Source organism: Kitasatospora sp. NPDC052868 (assembly GCF_044547105.1).
Taxonomy (GTDB): Bacteria; Actinomycetota; Actinomycetes; order Streptomycetales; family Streptomycetaceae; genus Kitasatospora.
The window spans coordinates 1-23847 of the sequence record NZ_JBITZW010000035.1; the positions used below are offsets into that span (position 1 = coordinate 1).

Genomic DNA, 23847 nt, shown 5'->3' on the forward strand with positions numbered 1-23847 from the left:
TCGGGCCGGCACCACTCCGCTCCGCTCCATGGTTCCGGTGGGCTGATGCCCGTTCACATCGCTGAACTGGCATTTTGGCTGAACTCACGACAGGCTGACTAGGGGAGGGGTGGGCGCCGAGGGGGCGCGTGCGGGTCGGCTTCACTCCCGCCAGATTGGTCTAGACCGTGGTCCAGTCCACTGTTTCACCTCCATGAGGGGTCGGGGTGCGCTACCTTGGGAGGGTGAGCAACGAGACCGAGTGTATCAACCTTGCACCGTCAGAAGATCCCGCCGCAGCGAGCCTGCGGACCCCACTTCTGGCAGATTCCCAAGAAATCTTGGCGTCCGACTGATAGCCTGCCGGATAGCTGTCGTGAAGTGACTTGAATTCCAGTCCGAAGCTTTCCGGTCGTCGGCTGGTGAATGTATCAGGATCGCACTGCCAGGGAATCCCGTGAGATGCCGTGTGCGGGGTCGTGAATTCGGGTGAGGGGAGAGAAGTTCCGTGGGTGTCGTAAAGCCGGGTCTGCTGGCCGTGGAAGCCACCAGGGGTGTCACGCTGCGGGGGCACCAGGAGGAGGCCCTGGCGGCCATCGTGCGGGGGCTGACGCTGCGTCCTGGGCAGGTGGCACCGGACGGTCTGCGGGTGACGGTGCAGATGGCCACCGGCACTGGCAAGAGCTACGTGGGGGCGGTGGCCGGGCAGCGGCTGGCGCCCCGCGGTGTGGTGCTGGTGGTGGTGCCCACCCTGAACCTGCTGCTCCAGATGATGGGCTCGTGGCGGGAGGCCGGCCGGGCCGGGGAGATGCACGCGGTGTGCTCCCTGATGCAGAAGGAGCTCCCGGCCGGGGTGCTGGCCTCCACCAGCGGGCTGATCGTCGGGGACTGGATCTCCAAGGCGGCCAGGGGCCGGCGGCCGATGACGCTGTTCGCCACCTACGCCTCGGTCGGCGCGGTGCGCGACGCCTACGCCTACTGGGCGAGGGAGAAGCAGGAGCTGCTGCCCGAGCTGGACCTGATGGTCTGCGACGAGGCGCACCGGTCCTCCGGCAGTGTCGAGAAGTCGTGGACGGTGGTGCACGACCAGGCCTCCATCCCGGCGGCCCGCAGGTGCTACATGACCGCCACCCCGCGTATCTGGGCGCCGCCGACGCGGATGCTCAAGGCCCGCGAAGGGGCCCACCAGCCGCTGCCTGAGGAGCTCGCGGTGTCCATGGACGACGTGCGCGTCTACGGGCCCCACGTGTTCTCGCTAGGACTGGCCGAGTCAATCGAGAAATCCCTGTTGGCGCCGTTCGAGGTGGTGGTGCTGGAGCTGCGCGACCCGCTCGCCGACCGCGACCAGGCCGGCAAGCAGCCGGTGCCCTGGGGGGCCGGGGTCGGCGAGGCGCAGGACGGGAGCGAGGACGAGGTGCCGGCCGAGCACCTGGCCGCGATGCAGGCCGGCCTCCTCAAGGTGGCCGCGGAGCGCGGCCTGAAGCGCACCATCACCTTCCACAACCGCACCCTTGAGGCGCGGTATTTCAGCGAGACGCTGAACCAGACGGTAGAACGGCTGCACTTCCAGAACCCGGAGAAATACCCGGAGGAAATCTGGGCGCAGTGGCTCTCCGGCGAGCACTCCGTGGATTTCCGTGAGGAGGTCATCGATGAGTTCGGACAGGACGAGGAAGACGATGGTCTGAGCTATCGGGTGATCTCGCAGTGCAAGATCATGGGCGAGGGAGTCGATATCCCGAATGCGGATTCGATCCTCCTCATGGGCCGGGGCAGCATGGTCGATATCGTCCAGGCCGTCGGCCGGGCCCTGCGGATGAAGCCCGGCGAGGGCAAGATGGCGAGCCTCATCGTGCCGGTCTTCTTCAAGCCCGGGGAGAAGCCCGGGGACATCCTGGAGTCGGACAGCTATGGCGGGCTCGTCAAAATCCTGACCGCCTTGAGGTCACACGACACCCGCATGGTCGAGGCCCTGGCGGTGCCCCAGAAGTCCGGGAAGCGGACCACCGGGCGCAGCGCCGAGGCGGCCTTCGCCCCTGGTGAGGGCAGTGGTGGGGGTGCTGGCGGGGCGGGGGCGTTCACGCTGCCGGTGCGGTTCGAGAGCGACCCGGGTGATGACGTCCTGGCGTTGTTCATCGCCTCGCGGGTACTGACGAGCGAGACGCAGTTGTGGCGTGAGGCGATCAGTCACGTACGGCACTGGTTCAAGGAGACCGGCGGTCTCGATGTTCCCTATTCGGCATTGGTTGGAGAAAATCAGAACTTCCCTTTGGGCAAGTGGTTGTCGGACCGGCGGGCGGAAAATGCGGCGGGTGAGCTGGCGTCATGGCGGGTGACGCAGCTGGACGGGTTCGGGATGATCTGGTCCGTCTCCGACGCCCGGTTCGGGGCCGGGCTGGACTGGGCGCGGGTGTGGGCGAAGGACCACGGCGGATCGTTGGCCGCGCCGGCGCGGGCCTCGGTCGGCGGGTACGCGATCGGCACCTGGCTGTCCGAGCTGCGGGCCGCGGCCCAGGTGCCGACGGGCGAGCAGGGAGCGCTGTCGCCCGAGCGGCGTCGGGCGCTGGAGGAGATCGACCCGTGGTGGTGCCCGGCCTGGCCGATCACCTGGCAGCGCGCCTACGCCACCGCCCGGCAGTGGTGGCTGGAGTCCGACGGCCTGGTCGACTGGACGGTGCTGCCGGTGGAGACGGTGTACGAGGGCGAGCAGCTCGGCCGCTGGGTGCAGGCGCAGCGCGGCGGGTGGCCCGGCCTGGAGGAGGACCAACGGGACCTGCTCGCCGCGATCGGCATCGAGGCCGACCCCGAGCTGGTGGCCGCCAAGGCCGCCGCGGAGGCGAAGCCGACAGTGTCCCGCACAGACCGGTTCGCCCAGGGCCTGGCCGCGCTGACCGCCTTCGTCGAGCGCGAGCGGCATCCCCGGGTGCCTCGCCCGCACAAGGAGCCGCTGGAGACCGTGGAGGCCGGGCCCGGAGGTGAGGAACAGGTAGTGGTGTCGCACTTCGCGCTGGGTACCTGGCTCAACAACCAGAAGGCCCGCCGGGCGAAGCTGACCCCGGGCCAGCTCGCACAGCTCGCCGAACACGGCGTGGAGTGGGCGTAGCGGGAGAGGGCGGTCCCTTACCGGGGGCCGCCCTCTCCCGTACGTGGTGTTCTTCAATACTTAGGCCGCCGCTATTCCGGCGAGGAAGACGAGTATGGCGCCGATGGCGAAGAGCAGGAAGGAGTACTGGACGTGTCGATGCTTAGCCCACGTGATCTTGCTCATCTCGATCAGCTGCTGGCTCAGTACAGGCAGCATGTCTGTCTGTTGGAGGGCGGTGGCGAGTTCGGTCTTCTCGCGGTGTATGAGGTGACCGAAGTAGATGAAGTTGTCGGGCGCCTCTGCCTTTGTGTGTGCCGCACGTAGGCGTGGGATGACGACCAGGATGGCGAACACGGCGCCGGCCAGGATGAGGATGGTTCCGGTCCAGAGCAGCGAGCGCGCGCCCCAGCTGTGGATGTGGGCGAAGATGTGGTCGTCTGCGGACAGAGCTACGATGCCGGCCGCCGCCGCCGACTCTAGGGTCAGCGCGAACGACGCCTTCGCGTCCACCCGCGCCGTCCATTCACCGATCGCGCCGTGGATCCGCCAGGCCGTCTCGGTTGCCTCATTCGGGTTCGTCATGGTGTGTCTCTTCCGTGGCTAGAACGACCACCAGTAGCTGGACCGATAGATGGTCATCCGCTCACCCGCGACCTCCTGGGTGAACATCTCCCACATGTCCTCCCCCTCGCCCTTCTTCGTGCGCTTGACCGCAGCTTCGAGGCGGTTGTAGACGTCCTTGGTGATGAAGGTTCGGTACCTCCCCTGGCGGATGTCGCTGAGCTTCGCCGCCACGTTGGGCGCGCGACCGATGGAGACCAGGTCGCTGCTGTCCTTGACTCCGGCTCGGGCGATGAAAGTCTCGCCGGAGGCTATGCCCACGCACATGCGGGGCTGGTATCCGGCGCTCTTAAGCGTGGGGAGCTCCTTGTACAGGGCAGGCTGAACGATGTTGGTCATCGCCCAGTTGAGCCGCAGAGCGACCTTGCCCGCGTTGGTGTTCTTGGAGTCCCCGATGAAGATGCCCATAACGCGGTCACCGTCGTAGCTACGGATCTGCCCGTCGAACCCCTTGATCAGACGCGAGGCCGTCCGCAGAGACGCCCGGATGACCTTGCCGGCCGTCTGCGGAGTGAAGTCCCGCGCCAGTTTGGTCGAGCCGAGCAGGTCGGCATAGAGGTAGACCGCATCCAGCTTGACCGCGTCGTTCGAGAAGAGTCCGACGTCCTTCGTGCCTGGCACGACCCTGCCGTCCCGGATGTTCCACGGCTCGCCGATCAACTTCGCCAGATCGGCCCGCAGCTCGTCACCAAGTGCCATATGTCATCCACTTCTCATACGTGCGCTTGGCCCGAAAATAGCACCGCCCTCTGACAACCAACATGGCCTTTCTCGAACCGTGTTGTCGGTCTGCTGGGCAGGTCGCAGAAGCCGCTTCCGGGCGTGGGGTTGACCAGCCGTCCGAGCGGTGTACCGTCCGCTGGTCCTGCACCTCACTGGGCTGATGCTGTCGGCGAAACTGGTACCTGTCCCTCTCTTGACCCGCCGTCTCCCGTGCCTAGCGTCTGGCACCACGGACCGCCGGAAGCGGGCCCGTGGCGCCCTCCTGCGCCCTGGTCCTCCCGTCCGCGGCCCGTACCCACCGCACACGACGCAGAAGGAGATGGCAATGGACGAGACGAAGCCGCGCGGCGAGGAGCCGGGCTCGGCGGGGTGGGACGGGGCCGAGCGCCGCCGCACGACGGCGGACCCGGTTGGCCACCCGGCCTGGTGGTCGCCGGACCGGCTGCCCGGCCTGATCCTGGTCCGAACCGCCAGCGAGCTCGGCTCGAGGATCGGGCTGAAGGTGTTGCAGGTCTTGTCCGACTTCATCGCGTAGGCCCGCCCGCCAGGTGCGGCGGGCCACCACCGAATGGCCCGGCGGCGCCGACGGCGCGATGCCACGGTGCACGCGGGCCCGTTGTGCCGCGGCTCCGGTACCACCACGGCGGTGGTACCGGAGCCGCGGCCGAGCCCGGCCGCGCATCAGTGCCTCGTCGTCCATGCTTGCCCGCCGAAACGTCTACCGGACACGGTGAACTTCGGTCAGGCGCCGTGACCACTGCGGCCGGGCGTCGTTGCGCCGTGCGGTCCTGCTGCCTGCCCATTCCTGGAGACCTCGTGCGCACACGTCCCGTACTCGTGCCTGTCCTCTCGGCCGCCGCCTTCCTCGGCCTGCTCGCCTCGCCCACCCACGCCGCCGGCTCCGCCGCGCCGCATCGTGCGGCCGGCGAGGAAGTGACCATCCCGCTGCGGGACGCGATCGAGGCACTGCCCGTCGCGGACGAGAACCGGGCTGGTTACGAAAGGACGAAGTTCAGGCACTGGATCGACGCGGACCGCGACGGCTGCAACACCAGGAAGGAGGTCATCCTCCGAGAGGCGGTCGTCGCGCCGGAGGTCGGCCCGGGCTGCTCGCTGACCGGCGGCGTCTGGTACTCGATCTACGACGGGGTGACCGTCACCGACGCCGCCGGCCTGGATGTGGATCATGTGGTGCCGCTTGCCGAGGCCTGGGACAGCGGGGCCTCGAACTGGAGCGCGGCCGAGCGCCAGGCGTACGCCAACGACTTGGACGAGCCCCGCGACCTGGTCGCCGTCACCGCCCGCTCGAACAGGCAGAAGTCCGACAAGGACATCGCCGAGTGGCGTCCGGTCGAGACCGAGAAGTGCGACTACGTCGCCCGCTGGACCGTCTCCAAGACACGCTGGGGCCAGACCGTGGACACCACCGAGAAGACCGTCCTGCGCGACCTCGGCGCGACCTGCCCCAACGACACCCTGACCATTACCCTCGCCCGCTGACCTCCATACCCGGAACCGCAACACCGGACCCCAACCGATCCGGCGCCGCCCCGGCACCGCACGGCCCGGCGGCGCGGACAGCACGATGGGCGGGCCCTGGCGTTGCGCGGCCCCGGTGTCACCGCCGTGGTGGCACCGGGGCCCGACAGGCCGAGAGCGTGTCAGGGGGTGTCGCCGGCCCAGTCCCAGCGGCGCGGGTCCGCGGGGCGCGGCTCGTAGTGGGCGCGCCCGCCGGGGCCGTAGGCGCCGATCTCGGTGATCAGCGCGGCGCCATCGGCGAGCTGCTCGGCGTCCCAGCCGGTGACATCCAGGAGCAGCCCGTCGAGCGGGCCGCCGACCAGCTCCCGGTATTCGTGGCCCGGCTGCGGGCCGGGGTCCGGGTCGTCGTGGTCGGCCCCGTACACCCGGCCGCGCATGAGCGCCTCGTCGTCCATGGCCGCCAGCATCCCAGGCGGCACTGGCAGGTCGACAGGTGGTCAGGGCTTGCGGAGGGGAGGAGGGCGAGGAGGGCGCGCGGCGGCGATGGCGGTGAGGTAGCGGCGGAGCACCTCGGTGCACCACCCTCTCGCCATCTCCGCAGCGCCCCGGTGCCAAAGACACCTGCCCGCCGCGGCTCCGTCGGCCGGTGCGCCGCCGACCCGTTCCTCGATCGACTCGGTCAGCCGCCGCCACGGCGGCGCGGACGACGCCCGGCAGGACCCGGCCCCTGCCACTACGCCGACGCTGCCGCCGCCGCGCTCCCCGGAACCGCGCCGGCGCCGACCGCTTCGGCTACGGCGCTGAGCCTGCCGCTCGCGTCCGGCAGCCACAACTGCGCGCTGCGCGGGCGGGCCGCGGCCCCGCGCCCGGACACCTCGACCGTCACCCGGCGCCCGGTCAGCTGACCCCACCCGTCTCCCAGCCCCGACCACGCCCGCGCCGTCACCTCCAGGCGTAGCCGGGCGCCGCCGGGCCAGGGGCCGGGGGTGATGAGGACGGTGCCGGTGCGGCGCAGGTGGGCGGCGAGGCGCTCCGTGGTGCGGGGCGGCAGGTGGTCGGGAGCGGCGGCGATGATGACGGGGCAGGCGGTGGCGAGGGCGGTGAGGACCTCCGGGTAGTGGTCGCCGGGGTGGTCGGCGACGACCAGGCGCTGGAGGTCGAGGCCGTATCCGGCGGCCGCGGCGAGGCCCAGGGTCGGCATCCCGATCGCGGCCGTCCAGGCGTGCGGGTCCGCGGTGGCGGGTCCGGCGGCGAGCGCGAGGAGCAGCCCGGGGTCGGTGACCTCGGTGACGGTGCCCTTGGCGAGGCCGCCGTGCGGCAGCAGCCCGGCGAGCGGTTCCAGGACCGGCAGGACCGCGGCCTGGGCCTGGCGGGCGCGGGTGGCCGGGCTGGTCACCTCCAGCAGGTCGGCCAGGTGCTCGGCGCGCTCGGCTGCGGCCTGATCGTGGATGGCGGCGAGCGCGCTCACCGGGCCACCCGGCCGGAAGTGGGGTCGCCGGCGGGCAGGGCGGCGGCCGGGGACGGGCCCGGCTCGTCGGTGCGGGCGGGCTCGGTGTCCGGGGGCACGGGCTGCAGGACTGCGGCGTCGGCGATCACCCAGGCGGCGGCCTGCGCGCCCTCGCCCCAGCGCACGTGCGCGATCCACGGACCGGGACCCGGGCGGCGCCGGGCGGTGACCAGACCGGAGCACCACCGGCCCTCGGCGCGGACCCAGGCCAGCCGCCAGCACCGGTCCGCACCCCCTGGGTCGGGAGCGCCGGCCATCTCGGCCGGCACCGCGACGGCGTCCCGCCACCGGCCGAAGTACGGCCCGGCGACCGGCGCCGGACCGGCAGGCTCGGGCAGCGGCCGCACCGTCTGCTCCGAGTAGAGGAACCAGCCCCAGGCCTGCCCGCCGGCCGTGGTCGCGTCGTCGTCCCAGCGCACGTGGACCACCCAGCGCGGGCTGCCGGGCGGGCGGCGCCACACCGTGAGCAGCCCGGGCCGCCACCGGCCGCCGAGCCGGATCTCCACCAGGCGCCACCTGCGCACGTCCCGGGAGGGGCCGGGCAGCGTCATCAGCTCCCGCGGCGCCCGCTCGGCATCCCCCGGTTGCCCATCGGGATACCGGGGGCGGGAGAACGGCACAGCTGAGGTCATAGAACTATTGTTCGATAACTTGCCCAAGTGATCAAACGTCAGCCGATCAGCGGCTGCTGCGGCGGACGAGGACCTTGAGCACCTCCCGGGAGTCGCGACGACGGTCGGCGCTGCGGGCGACCAGCTTGGTTGGGGTCGCTGTCCGGGATGGATTGGTGTCATGGCGTTCTCCCCCCGGAGTAGGTCGGGGTGGACGGGTTCGCTGGTGGCGGGGTTCGGGTGGCGGCTAGTGGCGCCATGCAAGGGTCGGGCCTGCAGTGCCGCCGAAGGCCGGTGGGGGAAGGCTGCGGCGGGGCACACGGATGGGCAGGCCCGCGGCGGTGTAGCCGGCCGGTGGCAGTGGGAGGGTGGGGCCGATGTCTGAGCGGGGTTGGCCGGGGCGGGGCTGTGCAACGGTCAGACCGTGGGTGGTCAGGAACTCCACGTCCTCGGCCTTGAGCCCGCTCGCGGCGCCGGCCCCGGGGTCAGTGCCGGTGTCGGTCCGGACCAGGATCCTGACCGTGGTGTCCGCGAAAGGGTTCGGCACGCGGCCCTGGGGTGGGATGTCCGCGATGCGGATCTCCGCTCCCTCCAGCAGGAAGCCCCGCATCGGTTGTGGGGCGGCGTCCGTACGAGGGGCACGGTGGGCAGGGTGGGGACCCGGTCCTGTCCGGCGCCTTGTCTTGCCGGCCGCCCGGTCCCACGCCTCGCCCCAGGCCCGGACCGTCCGCGGCGCCTCGCCCATGACGGTGACCAGCGCGGTGACATGGCGGCGGATCGGGACCGCCTCGGAGCGCAGGACCGCGCTCAGGCTGCTCGCGGGCAAGCGCCAACCGCCGTTGGACATCCGGCCGGCTCGCTTCTGCAGTTCCTCGAGGGACGGCTCGCCGCCCTTGGCGCGCAGCCCGATCATGCCCACGCGCAGTTTGGTGAAGTCGTCGATGAGCTGGGGCTTGGTGGCGAAGACGTTGTAGTACTTGGCGGCGAAGGCGGCGAGGGGGATCTCGTCGGTGCGTTCGCGGCGGCGGCGGTGCTGTTCGGCCCAGCGGGCGGCCTTCCAGTGCCGGTGGGCGGTGCGTAGGTCACCCTGGCATGCCCGGGTGTAGGCCTCGACGATTCTCCAGGAGGGGACTGTCGCGCCGCTGGCGGCTCGGGAGAGCATGGAGGCGGTGTAGTCGGTCTTCTCGGCCATTGCCGCGTAGGTCAGGTTGCGGTTCTGGCGCTGGGCGCGCAGCCACAGCGCCAGATCCGTCAGCTGGTCCGTGACCTTGGCAACGGCGTTCTCACGCCGTCCCATGGCCCGGGATCAGGTGGCGTCGGCCAGAGCCTGGTCGGCGGGGGGCTGCTCGCGCAGGCCCTTGATGGTCCGGCAGGCGAGGTAGGCGGCGGCGCCGACGAGTTCCATGACGCCGAAGACGGGCAGTCCGGCGGCGGCCAGGGCGCCGGCCAGGAGCACGATGACGATGATGATGGCGGCCTCGGCCGCGGTCAGGGAACGTCCGGGACGGTCCGGAACCTGCGGGGCGGTGGTGTGGATCGAGCGCATGTGTTCTTCCCTCAATCAGACTCAGTCGCGCCCGGCTTGCGGACGCGACTGAGCGGCTGCACCTACTACGGTCCGGCGGGGCTTCCAGACCCCTGGGCGCCGGACCGGTGTGATCCTCTCACCGGTGACGCGGCGATCACAATCCGTATCAGGAGGAGCAGGCGGATTGATTCACAATCGACCATCGGGCTCGCCCGAAAAGGTGCCGAATTGATGTCCCCTGAAGTTCGATCCTCAGCGTTGTCCCAGGTCATAGTGGGTAAACACTACGGGTTCATTCAATTTCGACCATGGGGGATTGCCGACCTGGCCGGTGTGATGACAGTCTTCCGGTGGCGCTGTTTTCCGGCCATCGGGTCGGGGACCTTCCCTGGCGCAGTGGCTGCACCACGAACAGGGATCGGGCATCACCGCGACTTCCAGCGCGGCGCCCATGAGGGTGGCTCGCACCTACCGGGTGTGGCCACCCTCTGCTGTTTCCCCGCTCGCCTTCATCGCCTGGCGAGCGGGGAAGCCGTGTCACCCGGGTCGAGCACCGGTACAGCAGTCGGGGGGGTGCCGCGGCCGGCGGGCAGCGGGGCCGCACTGGCCGGATCCAGAGCGGCCGCCGGGTCGGCCGACAGGGCCTCGTCGGCGCCGACCCGAACGGCGATGCCGGCAAACCGCGCTCCATGTCAGCCCTGGCGGCGCGCGCATTGTGACGGGGCGGAAGGGTCGACGCAAGCGTGCTGGCGACAGTTCTGCGTGCTCGGCCACAGTGAGGCTCGCGCCGGCATCGGCGCCTTAACAGGTCCCTTGAGGAGCCACGATGAGCAGCATCGTCCAGCCGTACCCCGCCGACACTCCGTGGCGATTCCGCCCCCGCTTGCATGGCGCCGGGGAGTTGATCTGCCAGCTCGCCTTTGTGTGGGAGGCGAGTTACTCGTCGATGTCCGATGACTACCTGCCCGAGGAGATCAGCGCCCGCGACCTCTACCTGAAGTGGGCCGGGCGCCGCCAGAACCACCTGGCGGCCGACCACCCGGGCCGGTATGTGGCTGGCGAGGTCTCCATCTCCTGGTTCATCACCTCGCCCGACCGTCCGGACCGGGTCTTCGAGGGTGCGCCGTTCCAGCAGCACGTGCCCGGCCTGGAGGGCCTTGAGGACTTCCGAACCCACTTCACCCCGCCCGTGCACGCGGTCAGCGGCGAGCCGTTGAACTGGCTGCGGCTGCCGGTCGAGGACCTGGGGTGGAACGAGCACCGTCGCGACAAGGGCGGCTTCGTGCAGGAGGCATTGGGCTGGAAGCCTGCACCGCTGCAGCACACGATGAACGTGGCACAGCTTGCCGCAGCAGCCGGCCTCGTCTGACACCAGGCGGCCGTGTGCCCCGCCGCGGCCCTGCGGCGGGGTTCCGCTCATACGGGGCAGCTTCTACCAGGCGGCCGGGCCGTGCGGGTCGGTCGGTTCGGGGACCTGGCGGATCGTGGCGGGGTCGTACAGGTACCAGGACCAGTCCAGGGTGTCCGGGCCCCAGCGGACCAGGGCGACCCAGTGGGTCGAACCGTGGTGCAGGCGCCAGCGCTCGACGCGGCCCGGCCGCCATCGGCCGGCGATGCGGATGTCCACCCACCGCCAGCGGGGATCGGCGTCCCAGCACCGGCCGGGACCCGACATCAACTCCTGGGGCGCCCGAGCCGCGTCTCCGGGCCGGTGGTCCGGGTGGCGGGGCTGGGAGAACGGAATGACGCTGGCCACCCCTCCACTTAATTCAAGCATTCGTTCCCATCAAGTGTGGGCGGGCTCTGGGCTCGGGTCCGGGCGCTCGTGGATCGGTGCTGGTGGGAGGGGGTTGACCGGCGTCCTGGGTGGTGTAGAGGGCGTCCCGTGCATGGGCGGGGGCACCTCTGCGGTCGGCGCCGGAACCGGTTCCGGCGGGGGGTTGACCGGCGTTCTCACGGGCCTACTGTGCGGCTCCGAAGGCCCCGGAAACCGGTCCGGACACGCCACAGCGTGCCCCTGCACTCCGGCCTGTCGGCCTTCGTCTTCACCGATCCGTACGAGACGAATGGAGAGCATCGTGAACGAGATGAGGCCGCACGGGGAGCACAGTGCGGCGGGGTGGGACGGCGTCGAACGGCGGGCGGCGGCGGCCGTGCCAGCGGCGGTGCGGTCGCCCTGGCGGTCGCCGGACCGGATGCGCGGCCAGATCCTGGCCCGCCTCACCGGACACGTCGGCGCGACGGCCGCCATCTGGGCGGTGCAGCTCCTGGCCGAGCACATCCAGCTGACCCTGCGCTGAAAGGCCGGTGCCGGCCGGACTGCCCGCGGGCGGTCCGGCCGGCACCGGTTCAGGGCGTGTCGCCGCACCAGCCCCAGCGGCGCGGGTCGGCCGGGCAGGGTTCGTAGTGGGCGCGGCCTCCGGGGCCGTACGCGCCGATCTCGGTGATCAGCGCGGCGCCTTCGGAGAGCTGGTCGGCCAGCGGTGTCCGGCTGCAGTCCTGCCGGGTGGCGGAACGGGTCACCACAGCCGAATGCTGCTGTCGGCCATGACGTCGATGCTCACCTTGCCGTGGCCGTTGTCGTCGAGGAGCTTGCGCAGCTCCCTCCAGTCGATAACGGGCCCCTGCCCGCGTGCGGGTGCTGTCGGCGTCTCGCCGCCCCAGATCGAGTCGAACAGGATCGCGGCGGAAAGCGGCTTGGCCACAGGAACTCCCCGGGTGAGGCTGATCGTCCGGTCACTGTAGGCCGTGCTTCGCGGGCAGGCCAGACCCGGTGTGCGTCTACGATGCGGTGGGTTCCACGGTCGGCGGGCCGCGTCACAGGGCCTGATCGGCTGGCCCCTCCAGGCCGAGCGCGGACAGGAGCAGCTGCTCGTCCTCGGGACCGCGGGCATGGGCGGCGACGACGGCGCGGACCCGCTCCGACACGGGTCCGTCCGGTGGCCGGATATCCGATTCGGCCATGGTGCCGAGTATGGAGAGGTCACGGTTCACAGCAGACACGGATACCTCCTCGGTTCCCGTTCGAAAGCCGGCCGCCCAGGCTACTGCGCCCTGTCGGCCGCGGCGCGGTCCCTGTGCGGCAGCGGGGCGGGAGTGCCTCGCGGGCCCGATCGACGGTCGGCTGCTGCAGGGGGTCCAAGGACGGCGGCGGCGGCCCGGGCGGGCAGCCGGGCTGCGGGAAGCCGACGTGGGGGCGGCTTGGCTGAGCGGTGCTGTCTGGTCGGCGGCGAGGTGGGGGCTGGACGGGGTTCGACGTCTGTCGCCTTGACGGGAAGAGGCGAGGGCGGGCTGGAGCAGGGCCTCGGAGGCGGACGACGGTCCCGGGCATGCAGTGGGCGCTCGGCTGCGGCCCCGAGGGGTGGCCGGCTGGGGGTCGGCGGGAGGTGGGCAGCCGGACGGGGGCGGTGCCCATGCGGGCGGCTGCCGTGTAGTCGGCCCGGGCGTTCTCCTGGCGGGCCCGGGCGGCGACGGCCAACTCGTCGAGCGGCTGCGGTAGGTCGAGCTCGGCCCAGACGGCCTTTCCGGCGGGTGTGGGGTCGGCACCCCAGCGGTCGGCGAGCGCTTGGACGATCAGCAGGCCTCTGCCGGTGACTTCCCGGTCGTCGCCGGGTCCGGTCACTGCCCGTGGAAGTGCGGCCGCCCTGTCCGCGACCTCGATGCGCAGCTGGTTGCCACCGGCGTCCAGGAGGATCCGGGCGTGGATCAGGTCGGGTCCGGCGTGGAGTGCGGCGTTGGCGAGCAGTTCTCCGGCGACGGCGACCAGGTCGTCCAGCGCGGTGCCGGTGACGCCCCAGCCGGTGGCGACGGCGCGCACGACGTTGCGGGCCGGGGGGACGCAGGCGGTGCGCTCGTGTGGGTCGGGGGAGGTGGCGGCGAGGGTCAGGCGGTACACCGCGGCGGGGTGCTGCGGGGTGCGGTCGGCGGTCACCGGGCGTGTTCCGGGGTGGTGCGGGAGGCGGCGCCGATGGTGGTGAGGGTGACGCCGAGGCCAGCGAGGTGGTCGCAGACGCGGACCCAGTCGCGGGTGGTGGGACCGATCATCGGCCGGGTGACGGTGATGACCGCGTCGAGGGTTCCGGCGGCGGCTAGGTCGGTGACGTGCTGCCAGCCGGGGCGCTCTGCGAGGGGGAGCAGGTCGTCGGTGTCGGTCACCAGGCCGGCGAGCGTCCAGCCGTCGGCTGCTGCTCGGCGCTCGCACCAGGCGGTGAACAGTCCGGCGGAGGCCTCGTCGGGGGCGGCGCAGGCGTAGCCGACGGCCGTGGCTGGCCTCGGGGTGAGGGGTGGGGCGGGTGGTGGGGTGGTTGGCATGCGGGCTCTCCTTCGGTGGAGGGGCCGGCGGGGTGGGTGGCCGAGCGCAGGGGGCGCGTGCCCCGCGCGGCCGGGGGTGGCTGCGCGGGGCACGGTGGTCAGGACGGCTGCGGTGGTGTGCGGTGGGGGCGGGGCCTGGTGATGCGGTCGAGGTCGGCGGTGCCGCGGGCGACGAGGACGGCGGGGCCGGTCAGCCGCATGGCGCCGCCGGGTTGGACGGTGATGCGCAGACGGCCGCCGGCGACGTCGACGGTGTAGTGGTCGGCGGGCGGGTGGTGTGCGTGGTGGCGGGCCGCGGTGACGGCGGCGCAGGCGCCGGTTCCGCAGGAGCGGGTCTCGCCGACGCCTCGTTCGTGGACGCGCAGGGCGAGGTGGGCGGGGCCCCGGGCGGCGACGAAGTCGACGGTGACGCCGTGGGGGTAGGCGCCGACCGGGTCGACGAGCGGGGGTGTGAGCAGGTCGCCTGCGTGGGCGAGGTCGTCGACCAGGACGACGGCGTGGGGGTTGCCGGTGTCGACGTGCAGGGCCGGCCAGCTTCGCGGGCCGACGCTGACCTTGATGCCGTCGGGGCCGGGCAGTGCGGGGCGTCCCATGTCGACGCTGACCTCGCCGTCCGGGTCCGCGGTGATGTGGACCAGGCGCACGCCGGCCCGGGTGGCGATGGGGATGGTGCCGGGCTTCGCGAGGCCGGTGTCGACGAGGTGGCGGGCGAAGACGCGGATGCCGTTGCCGCACATCTGCGCGACGGTGCCGTCGGGGTTGCGGTAGTCCATGAACCACTCGGCGTCTGCGGCCATCGCGGCTGCTTCGGGGAGGGCCTCGGAGCGGACGACGCGCAGTAGTCCGTCGGCGCCGATGCCGGTTCTGCGGTCGCAGAGGCCGATGACGGCCTCGGGGGTGAGGTCGTGCCGGGCGTCCGGGTCGGCGATGAGGACGAAGTCGTTCTTGGTGCCGTGTCCCTTGGCGAAGGTCAGGGTGCTCACGTGCTGTGGGGTCTTTCTGCTGGGCGGGTGCGGGGTCCTGGGCGGGGTGGCGTGCACCGGCCGGGCCAGGGGGTGTTCCTGGTGTGCGGCGGGTGCCGGCGGGTTCGGTGCTGTGTGCGGCGGTGCCCGGGTTCCTTGCGGTCCGGGCCGGGAGCCGTCGCGGGGCGCCTGCGTGGTGAGGCGCCGGGCTCTACAGTGGACCCTCGCGCAAGTACGACGCAAGTGCGTCACGAAATTTCGTGACCCGGTGTCGGCCGCGCGCCCCCGCGCCGCAGGACACCAGCTGGGAGGCCCCCATGGCACCGCGCAGCATCCGTCAGGCACACTTGCGTCACGCACTTGCGTCGCGCAAGAACGAGCCTTTCCGAGGAGTCCTCCGAGTGAGCCTGAGCAACCCGCTGGACTCCCGCCTGCACCTGGGCGCCGAGCTCCGCCGACTGCGCAAGGCCAAGGGCATGACCATGCGCCAGGTCGCCGCGTTCCTCGACTGCTCCGAACCCCGCGTCTCCCGCCTGGAGACCGGCAAGCTCACCGGCGCCACCCTGAAGGCCGGCGAGCTGCGCCGCCTGGCCGACCTCTTCGGCGTCCACGACCAGGGCACCGTCGACGAACTCCTGCACCTGCTCGCCGAGACCGAACAGACCGCCTGGTGGGAGCCCTACGAGGACGTCATGCCCAGCGGCATGGACTCCCTCCTCGGACTGCAGACCGCGGCCACCCGAGAACGGGCGCTGGAGACCGTCCTGGTCCACGGACTCCTCCAGACCCCCGAGTACGCCCGCGCCGTCCTCACCGAGGCCGGCGTCCACAGCCCCAGCGCCGTCGAGCGCCTGGTCGCCCTGCGCACCCGCCGCCCCGAAGTACTGCACCGCACCCCCAAGCCGCTCGACCTCGAAGTCGTCCTCGACGAGGCCGCGCTACGGCGCCCCGTCGGCGGCCCCGCCGTCATGCGCGACCAGCTCGCCGCCGTCACCCGCACCGCGGCGCTGCCCAACGTCACGGTGCTCGTCGTCCCGTACGAGCGGGGCGCCCACGCCGGGCTGTCCGGCGCGTTCTCCCTGTTCGACGTCGGCGACCAGCCCCCGGTCGTCTACGTCGACTCCCCGGCCGGCAACCTCCTCCTCCACAAGGACCGCGACGTCGAGCAGCTCGACGGCATCTACCAGCGCGTGCGCGCCAAGGCCCTGGGCCCCGAGGAGTCCCTGCGCCTGATCACCCGAGCCATCGAGGAGACCTGAGCCATGCCCGTCCAGCGCCCCGTGCCCGGCACCGACCACGCCCGCTGGCACACCGCCCGCGCCAGCTCGGCCACCGGCGGCTGCGTGGAGGTCGCGGACCTCGGGGACCTGGTCGCCGTCCGCGACAGCAAGGACCGCTCCCTGGCACCGCACCTGCACCCGCGCAGCGCGTGGCGCGAGTTCACCGCCCGGCTGCGCCAGGTCGGCGCCGCCCCCGTCACGACCGACCGGATACGGGTCGACGTCGCCTCCGACGGCGCCGTGACCCTGCACGACCTCGCCCACCGAACGCCGCCGCACTCCTACACCGCCCACGAGTGGGACTGCTTCCTCGACGGCGTGCGCAACCTGGAACCGGAACTCGCCTGCGCCTGAGTACCCGGCGCCCGGCACACACGGACACAGCAATCGCCCCCGGCCAGAAGGCCGGGGGCGACGTCATGGGTCGGCACAGGAGGCCGTCATAGTGCCGCCGCCCCGCGCCCGGCCGCCGGGGACCCGGCCCGGACGCCGGCGCCCAGGGAGCGCCGGTGGTGGCCGACCACCGCGGACGGGCCTGCCAGCAACCCGGCCGGGGTGTAGTGGGGCATCCCGATGGCGCGCTCCAGCGCCGACAGGTAGTTCCACCGGACGGCGGGGTGCACGGAGTGCACGTAGTGGAACAGGTCGCCGTACGGCAGCCAGGTACCGCGGGCGAGCAGCGCGAGCGCGGGGCCGGTCGGGTACAGGCGAAGGCAGCGGCCGGCCTCCACCTCGGCGGGGGTGCCGGCGGCGGGTTCGGCGTCGAACCAGCGGTGCTCGACGATCAGCGACATCCAGGCGAGCTGCGGATAGAGCAGCAGGCGCGGCAGGACGTAGGCGAGCAGCAGTGCCCGCCAGCCGCCGACAGCGTAGGCCGCGCCCGCCGCCGCGGCGAAGGCCGGCAGGCGCCACGGGCCGGTGCGGGGCGAGAGGCCTGCGGCCAGGGATCGGCATGTGCCCGCGATGCCTGCCGGGGTGAGCGGGTGCAGGAGGCCGCGGGCGAAGCGCCAGGGTCCGACGCCCGGGACCAGCCCGGCCTCCTCGAGGTCGGCCAGGTTGGGGTCCGCTCCGGGAATCGTCGCGTTCGGGTGGTGGAGGCGTACGTGCCGCTCGCGGCGTACGGCCACCGGGACCAGGCCCATCGGCATGTGGACCAGCGCCTCGGCCAGTGCCGTGCCCACGCGCGGGGATCGGGTCAGGACGCCGTGGACGGCGAAGTGGCTGACCTCCTGGAGGTGGCGGAACTTCACCGCCACCGCGCACGCCGCCACGGCCGCGCCGGCCGCGCCGCCGTACGCGGCCACCCCCCACCAGCCGGCCAGCTCGGCCCAGTGCCCGGCCATCAGCAGCACCGGCGTCAGATCGTTGGCCCGGGAGCGCTGCAGCAGCGCCAGGTCCCGCCGCGTCGTGGCCGGCGCTGCGCCGCGCCGGGGGCTGAACCACCAGCGGTCCACCTGCCGCACCGCGATCGCGGCGGCGACGACCAGTAAGTACGTGCCCATGTCCCATCCCCTCCAGCCGCAGGCCCGTATCCGGCCGCGGGCCTGCGGCCGCGGAGGTCCCGGGACGGGACCGGCTAGATCTGGGCCGGGCTGACTCCGGCTTCCTGCAGTGCCTTCAGATTGTCCTTGTACAGGAGGTCGAAGGCTTCGATTTCCGCGGTGTACACCTGGCCGCCGACCGTGTCGAGCGGTCCGTCGCCCAGCAGGGCGGCCGCGTCGAGCTCCATGCGGTAGACGATGGTGGCGTTGCCCTCCAGGACGGGCTGCCACTGGCCGTCGCGCTCCTGCAGCCAGCTGCGCGCCGGGCCGCCGGCGTTGCGGATGACGACGCGCTGGCCGGGGTCGGCGAGACCCAGCTGGGACAGGACCGCGCGGGAGGCCGAGTTCCCGGAGCCGCACGAGGGGGTCAGGCCCGCGCCCCGCTCGAAGGTGCGGACGAACACCTCGTCGCCACCGTCGCCACCGGCCGGCAGGACGAAGGAGACGTTCGCGCCGATAGGGAACACATCGGAGGTCTCGGCTACGCGGGTGCCGGTCGCGATGAGGTCGGCCTCGTCGTAGGAGCCGACGACGCTGACCAGGTGCGAGTTGGGCATGGCCACCGCGGACACGGCCAGCGACGGGTGGAAGGCGGGCAGGCCCTTGCCGATGAACGGCGCGGCCACACCGGCGACGATCGCCTCGCGCGGCAGGAAGTCCGCCGGCGGCAGCTCGACCGAGACCTGCCGCACACCCTGCGGGGTGAAGTCCGCGCTGCGGATGGTGAAGGAGTACGGACCGGTGTTGACCGTGTAGCTGTCGGCGTTGTGGCGGTCCAGGAGCAGCCGGCCCGCGCAGCGCATCCCGTTGCCGCACAGCAGCGCCGCGGAGCCGTCGGGGTTGAAGAACCAGGCGTCCGCAGTGCCGTTGCCGTGGTCGGCGACGAAGTAGACCCCGTCCGAGCCCAGGCCGCTCTTGCGGTCGCACAGCTTGGTCACGGCCCGGGTCAGGTCGGCGGAGGAGAAGTGGTCTCCGGGGGTGCCGTCGACCACGAAGATGTCGTTGCGCGAGCCGTGGGTCTTGGCAATCGAAAGATGGGACATGAACCGCTCTCCGCCTCGCACCGGCGCCTGCCAGCCGGCTGGTGCGCCAATCGTACCGAGCCGGTGATCACCGGCATCGGGCGGCGGAGATCAGAGCTTGTCGACGGCTTCCGCCGCCCGCCCCGTGTCCCAGGTGCCGGCGTCGAGCATCGGCCGGGCCGCGCTCTCGTAGGACTGCAGGGCGAAGGGCGCCGCGTTCGCGCCGTGGCCCCAGACCGACTCGAAGCGCCCCGTCCAGCGGTCCACCTGCTTGAAGTACACCGACGAGCGGCCGCGGGTGTAGTCGGCGTCGCCCTGGTCCTCCTCCACGAGCACCGCGGCCCGGGAGACCACGACGAAGTCGATCGCCTGGTCCGCGCGCAGCCGCTCGCGCACCGCGATGCCGCACGTGACGCCGAGCGAGCGGTGGTGGTCGACGAGCTGCAGCAGCGGGCGCGCGTAGTCCTCGCGGACGAGGTCTGCGGCGAAGGCGATGAACAGGCGCTGAATCGTCCCGCCCGCCTCAATGAGCCGACGGTTGACCGCCAGGTACTCCCGGCGCTGGGTCAGCAGGTTCGGGTTCGTCGTCAGGTCCGCCGCCAGCACCCGCTTCGGCTCGGTACCGGAGTCGATCAGCGATTGGAGCAGCAGCACCGACAGCCGGGGGACCTCCGAGGCGTACACCTGCAGGTGACCGTCCGCGATCTCCCCGAAGTCCGCGATGAGCTCCTGCTCCAACTGGCTGCGCACCAGGTCAAAGTAGCGGGCGTCCGCCATGGACCGGTTGTTGGCACGCCGCAGGTGGATGTAGACCTGCCGCATCCAGATGTGGTTCGCCACCAGCAGCAGCACCAGCACCGTCTCCACCACCAGGACGGCTTCCAGGCTCACCGCGCTGCTCACCCAGCCGATGATCGGCGTCGCCAGGCCGACAACGCCGATCACCCCGTTCAGAAGCGGAGAGGACAGCAGGTCGGCGATCCTGGTGGTCGTGTCCCGGCGTGGTGCGGCCATGTGCGCGAAATCCCCCTCGTGTAACCCCTCAACCCCCGAATGATCCCGGACACCGGCCTCGCCCGACAAGGGCGCACAGCTACTTCTGTGACCGCTTCCTCACAGGACGACCGCACCCGGTTCGGCCGGGGGACGCTCATGCGTAGGCTTGGGCTCGCGCCGGGCCGGTGGCCGCCGTCGCCGACCCGCGTTCGGGTGCCAACAGCCGGTCCCGGCCGGTCGGCGCGTTCGCCGCGGCCGGGACCCCGGCATCGCCAACGAACCGGACGGCCGGACGGCCCGACTACCCGTCGTGCGGCTGCCACGCCGCGACGGCCGGGTCCCACGTCGCGTGCAGCGGTCCGTCGGCGAGCAGCGGGTCCATGAAGGCCTGGGCGGCCAAGGTGGCGGCGGGTATGTCGCCGCAGCCCTTGAGGCCGATGACCAGCGCCGCCGCCCCCGGGTAGCCGGCATTCCAGGTGGCGTCCGGCAGGGCGAAGGTCACGGGAAGGTTCACCTTCGACCCCCTGGCCGTCCGGCGGGCGGCCTCGCGTCGAAGGGCGTCGTGGGCGGTGCGGCCGTCGAGGCTCTCCTGCTGGCTCATCAGGAGCAGGTCCGCGAGGTCGCGGTAGCGGCCGGAGGGACCGTTGGGGTGCTCCTCGTACATGGCGCAGATCTTGTCCACGACGTGGTCGACGACGGGGTAGAGCATGGCCTGCGGCCACTCCACCGGCCACTCCAGCCCGACGATGGGCGCCAGGGCCCGCAGTTCGGGTGTCCCGATGACGGTGCGCCCGACGACGACGTCGACCTTCACGCTGTGGACCTTCGTGGAACCCAGGTAGACGTCGAAGGGCTGCTCGGCCCCCTTGGTGGGATCGGCGTGCAGCCTGGCGGGCCGGGCCACGAACCGCAGGTGGTCCTCCAGCTGGTGGCCGGCGGCCGCGACGAGCGCCTCGAGCGCGGCCTCGACCGGAAGGTCGGCCGACGTCGACTGGAGGTCGAGGTCGCGGCTGAGGCGGGCCGATCCGGCGTAGCGGACCAGCAGGGCCTGGCCGCCCTTGATCAGCCATCCGTGCGGATCGTGGGTGAAGACCCGCGCGGCCAGGCGGCTGAAGTAGAAGACCGCCATCAGCTCCGCGATGTTCAGCCCGTGTTCCTTCGCCGCCTTGCGGGCGGCCTGGTTCAGGGCTGTCCGGAAGGCCCCGGGGGTGTCGTACGTCTTGCCCACTCGCTGCTCCGTTGATCGGTCCTTCGGAGAGCCTAGGGGCAAGACCTGACCCGCCCTCGCGGACTACGAGGACGGGCCCCGCCGCCGCGCGGAGCTACGGACCGACAACCGGCGGTTCGCCCCGGGCGCCGGTCGGCCGGTCCACTGCATCTTCGGCTTCGGCTTCCTCGACATCGGCAGCGGCAGCGGCCGACGGAAGCGCCGGCGAAGAACGTGGTCCGTCCGCGGCGGGTATCGCCGATAGCGCGTGCCGGGGACTTTGCCGGCCTGTCTCCTCGAGGCCCGCCAGGGGCCCGAGCATCTGCCGCATGGACGCCGCCGAGGGCACGTCCAGGTGGCGCAGATTCTCACGCAGAACCTCGGCCATCGGCGTCGCCATCCGGTCGACGGCGTCCTTCAGGTGACCGTTGGTCTCGGCGGTGAGCGGTGCGAGCGCGGCACGAAAGCTCTCGAGAAGTGCCGCGTCCGCCGGGGCAGCGATCGCTCGGAGAACCTCACGCAGCTCTGGGGTGAGGATGGTGGGCAGCTGAAGCGGAAGACCGGCGATGACCAGTTGCAGCGCGGACGTGTCGATGGCGAAACCTCTCACCATGTCCGCGGCTCCGTTGCCATACGCCGCCAGGGCCACGTCTCTGACGTCGTCGGCGCGCAGCCGTGCGCCGCCCTGGGCGACCAGGTGGTCGATCAGTACGCGGCCGTCGGCCGTCGGGGATACGCCGTAGGACTTCGCGAAGGCCTGCACCCGGTCGGCGAGCGCGTCGAGCGCGATGAGGTCGCGGTGCTCGGCGTCGGCGATGACGCCGCCGATGTGGCCGGCATCCGCGCGCGAGCGCAGCAGGTCGACGATGGTGCGCTCGGCCGTGGTGACCGGCAGGCCGTCGATCAGGGTGATGTCGGCCGGTTCGAGGGCGCCGATCCGCAGCCGGACGTCCGGGTCCCGGGAGACACGGCGCCTTGGGACCGTGATCTCCACGTCGCCGGCCGGGATGTCGCCGAGATCATGGAGAAGGCACGCGGAGGTGTGGGAGACCACTCCGGAGTCCGGGTCGGTGGACTCGCGCTGCCAGGCCGCCTTGGCTGGAGCCAGGCGCAGCCAGGCGGCTTTGATCTCCAGGTGCTGGGGGTAGCCCGCGCCCGGCACCAGGTAGACCCCGCGGCTGACGTGTTCCAGCAGGCCGGCGTCGGTGAGGCGCTTGAGCCGCACACCGTTCACGCCTTGTTCCGCGACCTGCTTCGCTGTGACCAGGCCCCATTGGTCAGCGGCGATGCCGCCGACGATGACCATCTGCTCAGCCCGCTCCATACATCAATACTTACACGCCTGAGCAGCGTTCGTTACGCCCAGGAGGTAACAAACGCTGCGGGCAATGGTTCTCATCGCACAAGTCGGGACTCTGGACGTCGGCTGCCTCGGAACCGGTTCGTCGGCGCGGGTCGGGTCCCCGAAACTCCGGACATCCGGCTCCGAACCCGGCATGATCACGAGCATGGGTGATGAGACGTCGGCCCCGTGGGTGTACGACCGGGTGGCGAAGCGGTGGGTCGACCTCTCGCAGGGCGTCGCCGGGCTGGAGCCTGGCCTGGCCGGGAACCGGTACGTGTGCCGGGCCTGCCGGGAGAGCCTGATCCTGCGCAGCGCCCGGCCCGGGGCCGTGAACTCGCCGCACTTCTCGCACAAGGCCGGGACGGAGTGCTCCGCCTCACCGGCGGTGCGGGAGCAGCTGGAGCTGGACGACCGGGTCGTCATCGAGTTCCAGCGGCGGATCGCCCGGGCCTGGCCGGGGATGCACTGCGTGCTGGAGGTTCCGGTCGGCCTGGACGGCGGCGCGGAGGGCCCGGCGGGCGTGCTGCCGCCGGCGGTCGTCGTGTGCAGCGGCCAGGGCGGCAGGGACGTCGTGGTGGTGGAGCGGCCCCGGCGGCCGGTGGGTGTGGTGGAGGTGGAGGAGCGGATCCGCACGGTGCGGGCCCGGTACGGCGCCGGCGCGCGGCACGTCTGGTTCTGGGCGGGCGACGCGCTCCACGCGGCCCGGCTGGCCGACCTGCCCGTAGCGCCGCGCGGTCGGCCGAAGACCCGGCACGCGAGCATCGCGCCGACCGGGCAGCAGCTGGCCGTCATCGCCGGCGGCGGCCGGGTCTACTTCCTGGACGGCCAGCAGGTCCTGGTCCCGTACGGCGTGCACGATTTCGAACACGAGCAGCGGGCCGCAGAGGACTGGGACTTCCCCGACTGGAGGCGCGACTTCCGCCGGGACTGGCGGATCAGCCGTCCGGTGCCCGCCGTGGACGCCTCGCGGTGGGGTCTGGCGCCGGTCGCCTTCGAGGAGCTCACCCGCAGCCGCGGGGTGTTCACGCTGTCCGCCGCGAACGACCTGATGCTTGCTCTGGAGCAGTCCCAGGGCGGGCGGTGGAGCTACCGCCGCAACCAGGCCGCCACGCTCTACCGCGAACGCCACCAGCCTGTCCTGCCCTCGGTGCCCGACCCTGAGCGGGAACCCACCCCGGCCCTCCTGGCCGCACCCGTGCCCGAACCCGAGGCGGACCCGGCACCGACGACCGCTCCCGCCCCGCCGCAGCCGCGGGCGCCCGCCGACGCCCCGCCCTCGCCCGCCCTGGCTGACCAGGACGACAATCCCGGCCCGGGCGGGCAGCGGGCGGCCGATCCGGACAGCCAGGAGCAGCGGCGCGTGGAGGCGTCCGAGCCGTCCGGCGCCCCGGACGTCAAGCAGCCGATGAAGGACTCCGTGTACCTGCTCGCCTCGGCCGAGCCACCCATCACTCCGGCCCGGCCGGTCGCACCGCCCAAACCGCCCGGCCCGCCCGGCCCGCCCGGCCCGCCCGGCCCGCCCGGCCCGCCCGCCACTCTGCCACCGCCTCCGACGCATCCGCCGGCTATCGGCCCGCAGCCGCATACCGACCTGCCCCGCCAAGGCCTGCGGGAGCGGTGGCGGACCTTCCTCGGGCTGCGCCCGTGACC

27 protein-coding genes are annotated in these 23847 nt (G+C 72.2%); 8 read left to right on the forward strand and 19 right to left on the reverse strand.

Going from position 1 to position 23847, the window contains the following annotated elements:
* Nucleotides 1–487 precede the first annotated feature (487 nt).
* Complete coding sequence (locus ACIGZJ_RS34305; RefSeq protein ID WP_396460944.1) at nucleotides 488–3082, forward strand: Helicase associated domain protein; 2595 nt, start codon at nucleotides 488–490, stop codon at nucleotides 3080–3082.
* A 60-nt stretch (nucleotides 3083–3142) separates the two neighbouring features.
* Here ACIGZJ_RS34305 and ACIGZJ_RS34310 read toward each other — a convergent pair whose 3' ends face one another.
* Both ACIGZJ_RS34310 and ACIGZJ_RS34315 read right to left on the reverse strand, forming a co-directional pair.
* Nucleotides 3143–3646, reverse strand: coding sequence for a Pycsar system effector family protein (locus ACIGZJ_RS34310; protein WP_396460945.1), 504 nt, complete (start codon nucleotides 3644–3646; stop codon nucleotides 3143–3145).
* Nucleotides 3647–3664: 18 nt separating this feature from the next.
* Nucleotides 3665–4384: a hypothetical protein gene (locus ACIGZJ_RS34315; RefSeq protein ID WP_396460946.1), complete on the reverse strand. Its 720-nt coding sequence runs from the start codon at nucleotides 4382–4384 to the stop codon at nucleotides 3665–3667.
* Nucleotides 4385–4733: 349 nt separating this feature from the next.
* Here ACIGZJ_RS34315 and ACIGZJ_RS34320 point away from each other — a divergent pair, with 349 nt between their 5' ends.
* Both ACIGZJ_RS34320 and ACIGZJ_RS34325 read left to right on the forward strand, forming a co-directional pair.
* Nucleotides 4734–4943 carry a hypothetical protein gene (locus ACIGZJ_RS34320; RefSeq protein WP_396460947.1) on the forward strand — a complete coding sequence of 70 codons (210 nt, stop codon included), beginning with the start codon at nucleotides 4734–4736 and terminating at the stop codon, nucleotides 4941–4943.
* 281 nt (nucleotides 4944–5224) lie between these two features.
* Nucleotides 5225–5908 carry an HNH endonuclease family protein gene (locus ACIGZJ_RS34325; RefSeq protein WP_396460948.1) on the forward strand — a complete coding sequence of 228 codons (684 nt, stop codon included), beginning with the start codon at nucleotides 5225–5227 and terminating at the stop codon, nucleotides 5906–5908.
* 161 nt (nucleotides 5909–6069) lie between these two features.
* Here the strand turns inward: ACIGZJ_RS34325 and ACIGZJ_RS34330 are convergent, their stop codons facing one another.
* The 5 genes from ACIGZJ_RS34330 to ACIGZJ_RS34350 all read right to left on the reverse strand — a co-directional run bounded on the left by ACIGZJ_RS34330 (nucleotide 6070) and on the right by ACIGZJ_RS34350 (nucleotide 9551).
* Nucleotides 6070–6342, reverse strand: a complete 273-nt coding sequence (locus ACIGZJ_RS34330; RefSeq protein WP_396460949.1) for a hypothetical protein — start codon at nucleotides 6340–6342, stop codon at nucleotides 6070–6072.
* A 278-nt stretch (nucleotides 6343–6620) separates the two neighbouring features.
* Nucleotides 6621–7355 (reverse strand): hypothetical protein, encoded by a 735-nt coding sequence (locus tag ACIGZJ_RS34335; protein WP_396460950.1) that lies wholly within the window; start codon nucleotides 7353–7355, stop codon nucleotides 6621–6623.
* Nucleotides 7352–8026, reverse strand: coding sequence for a hypothetical protein (locus ACIGZJ_RS34340; protein WP_396460951.1), 675 nt, complete (start codon nucleotides 8024–8026; stop codon nucleotides 7352–7354). The genes ACIGZJ_RS34335 and ACIGZJ_RS34340 overlap by 4 nt, the downstream gene beginning before the upstream one ends.
* A 226-nt stretch (nucleotides 8027–8252) precedes the next feature.
* Nucleotides 8253–9302, reverse strand: coding sequence for a helix-turn-helix domain-containing protein (locus ACIGZJ_RS34345; protein ID WP_396460952.1), 1050 nt, complete (start codon nucleotides 9300–9302; stop codon nucleotides 8253–8255).
* 9 nt (nucleotides 9303–9311) lie between these two features.
* The gene (locus ACIGZJ_RS34350; RefSeq protein WP_396460953.1) at nucleotides 9312–9551 is read right to left on the reverse strand and encodes a hypothetical protein; all 240 of its coding nucleotides are present in this window, start codon (nucleotides 9549–9551) and stop codon (nucleotides 9312–9314) included.
* 808 nt (nucleotides 9552–10359) lie between these two features.
* Here ACIGZJ_RS34350 and ACIGZJ_RS34355 point away from each other — a divergent pair.
* Nucleotides 10360–10902, forward strand: a complete 543-nt coding sequence (locus ACIGZJ_RS34355) for a hypothetical protein (RefSeq protein ID WP_396460954.1) — start codon at nucleotides 10360–10362, stop codon at nucleotides 10900–10902.
* A 63-nt stretch (nucleotides 10903–10965) separates the two neighbouring features.
* Here ACIGZJ_RS34355 and ACIGZJ_RS34360 read toward each other — a convergent pair whose 3' ends face one another.
* Entirely contained in the window at nucleotides 10966–11160 is a 195-nt protein-coding gene (locus tag ACIGZJ_RS34360; protein ID WP_396460955.1) for a hypothetical protein, read from the reverse strand.
* 451 nt (nucleotides 11161–11611) lie between these two features.
* Here ACIGZJ_RS34360 and ACIGZJ_RS34365 point away from each other — a divergent pair, with 451 nt between their 5' ends.
* Nucleotides 11612–11833 (forward strand): hypothetical protein, encoded by a 222-nt coding sequence (locus tag ACIGZJ_RS34365; RefSeq protein WP_396460956.1) that lies wholly within the window; start codon nucleotides 11612–11614, stop codon nucleotides 11831–11833.
* 49 nt (nucleotides 11834–11882) lie between these two features.
* Here the strand turns inward: ACIGZJ_RS34365 and ACIGZJ_RS34370 are convergent, their stop codons facing one another.
* From ACIGZJ_RS34370 to dapF (ACIGZJ_RS34395), 6 genes are all read right to left on the reverse strand, one after another.
* Nucleotides 11883–12059 (reverse strand): hypothetical protein, encoded by a 177-nt coding sequence (locus ACIGZJ_RS34370; protein ID WP_396460957.1) that lies wholly within the window; start codon nucleotides 12057–12059, stop codon nucleotides 11883–11885.
* Entirely contained in the window at nucleotides 12053–12238 is a 186-nt protein-coding gene (locus ACIGZJ_RS34375; protein ID WP_396460958.1) for a hypothetical protein, read from the reverse strand. Before ACIGZJ_RS34375 ends, ACIGZJ_RS34370 begins: the two co-directional genes overlap by 7 nt.
* Nucleotides 12239–12350: 112 nt before the next feature.
* Nucleotides 12351–12497 carry a hypothetical protein gene (locus ACIGZJ_RS34380; protein ID WP_396460959.1) on the reverse strand — a complete coding sequence of 49 codons (147 nt, stop codon included), beginning with the start codon at nucleotides 12495–12497 and terminating at the stop codon, nucleotides 12351–12353.
* Nucleotides 12498–12516: 19 nt separating this feature from the next.
* Nucleotides 12517–13464 carry an ATP-binding protein gene (locus ACIGZJ_RS34385; RefSeq protein ID WP_396460960.1) on the reverse strand — a complete coding sequence of 316 codons (948 nt, stop codon included), beginning with the start codon at nucleotides 13462–13464 and terminating at the stop codon, nucleotides 12517–12519.
* Nucleotides 13461–13844 (reverse strand): hypothetical protein, encoded by a 384-nt coding sequence (locus tag ACIGZJ_RS34390; protein ID WP_396460961.1) that lies wholly within the window; start codon nucleotides 13842–13844, stop codon nucleotides 13461–13463. The genes ACIGZJ_RS34385 and ACIGZJ_RS34390 overlap by 4 nt, the downstream gene beginning before the upstream one ends.
* Before the next feature lie 98 nt (nucleotides 13845–13942).
* Nucleotides 13943–14827, reverse strand: coding sequence for a diaminopimelate epimerase (gene dapF / locus ACIGZJ_RS34395; RefSeq protein WP_396460962.1), 885 nt, complete (start codon nucleotides 14825–14827; stop codon nucleotides 13943–13945).
* 380 nt (nucleotides 14828–15207) lie between these two features.
* On the opposite strand from dapF (ACIGZJ_RS34395), the gene ACIGZJ_RS34400 reads away from it, so the two are divergent.
* Complete coding sequence (locus ACIGZJ_RS34400; RefSeq protein ID WP_396460963.1) at nucleotides 15208–16065, forward strand: helix-turn-helix domain-containing protein; 858 nt, start codon at nucleotides 15208–15210, stop codon at nucleotides 16063–16065.
* Nucleotides 16066–16068: 3 nt separating this feature from the next.
* The gene (locus ACIGZJ_RS34405) at nucleotides 16069–16440 is read left to right on the forward strand and encodes a DUF397 domain-containing protein (protein WP_396460964.1); all 372 of its coding nucleotides are present in this window, start codon (nucleotides 16069–16071) and stop codon (nucleotides 16438–16440) included.
* Nucleotides 16441–16526: 86 nt separating this feature from the next.
* On the opposite strand, the gene ACIGZJ_RS34410 is transcribed toward ACIGZJ_RS34405, so the two are convergent.
* From ACIGZJ_RS34410 to ACIGZJ_RS34430, 5 genes are all read right to left on the reverse strand, one after another.
* Nucleotides 16527–17588 carry a fatty acid desaturase gene (locus tag ACIGZJ_RS34410; protein WP_396460965.1) on the reverse strand — a complete coding sequence of 354 codons (1062 nt, stop codon included), beginning with the start codon at nucleotides 17586–17588 and terminating at the stop codon, nucleotides 16527–16529.
* A 74-nt stretch (nucleotides 17589–17662) separates the two neighbouring features.
* Entirely contained in the window at nucleotides 17663–18670 is a 1008-nt protein-coding gene (dapF, locus tag ACIGZJ_RS34415; RefSeq protein WP_396460966.1) for a diaminopimelate epimerase, read from the reverse strand.
* A gap of 90 nt (nucleotides 18671–18760) precedes the next feature.
* Nucleotides 18761–19663, reverse strand: a complete 903-nt coding sequence (locus tag ACIGZJ_RS34420) for a hypothetical protein (RefSeq protein WP_396460967.1) — start codon at nucleotides 19661–19663, stop codon at nucleotides 18761–18763.
* 283 nt (nucleotides 19664–19946) lie between these two features.
* Entirely contained in the window at nucleotides 19947–20873 is a 927-nt protein-coding gene (locus ACIGZJ_RS34425) for a nucleotidyl transferase AbiEii/AbiGii toxin family protein (protein ID WP_396460968.1), read from the reverse strand.
* A 94-nt stretch (nucleotides 20874–20967) separates the two neighbouring features.
* Nucleotides 20968–22176, reverse strand: coding sequence for a type IV toxin-antitoxin system AbiEi family antitoxin domain-containing protein (locus ACIGZJ_RS34430; protein WP_396460969.1), 1209 nt, complete (start codon nucleotides 22174–22176; stop codon nucleotides 20968–20970).
* A gap of 184 nt (nucleotides 22177–22360) precedes the next feature.
* Here ACIGZJ_RS34430 and ACIGZJ_RS34435 point away from each other — a divergent pair, with 184 nt between their 5' ends.
* Nucleotides 22361–23845 (forward strand): hypothetical protein, encoded by a 1485-nt coding sequence (locus ACIGZJ_RS34435; RefSeq protein ID WP_396460970.1) that lies wholly within the window; start codon nucleotides 22361–22363, stop codon nucleotides 23843–23845.
* Nucleotides 23846–23847: the final 2 nt, after the last annotated feature.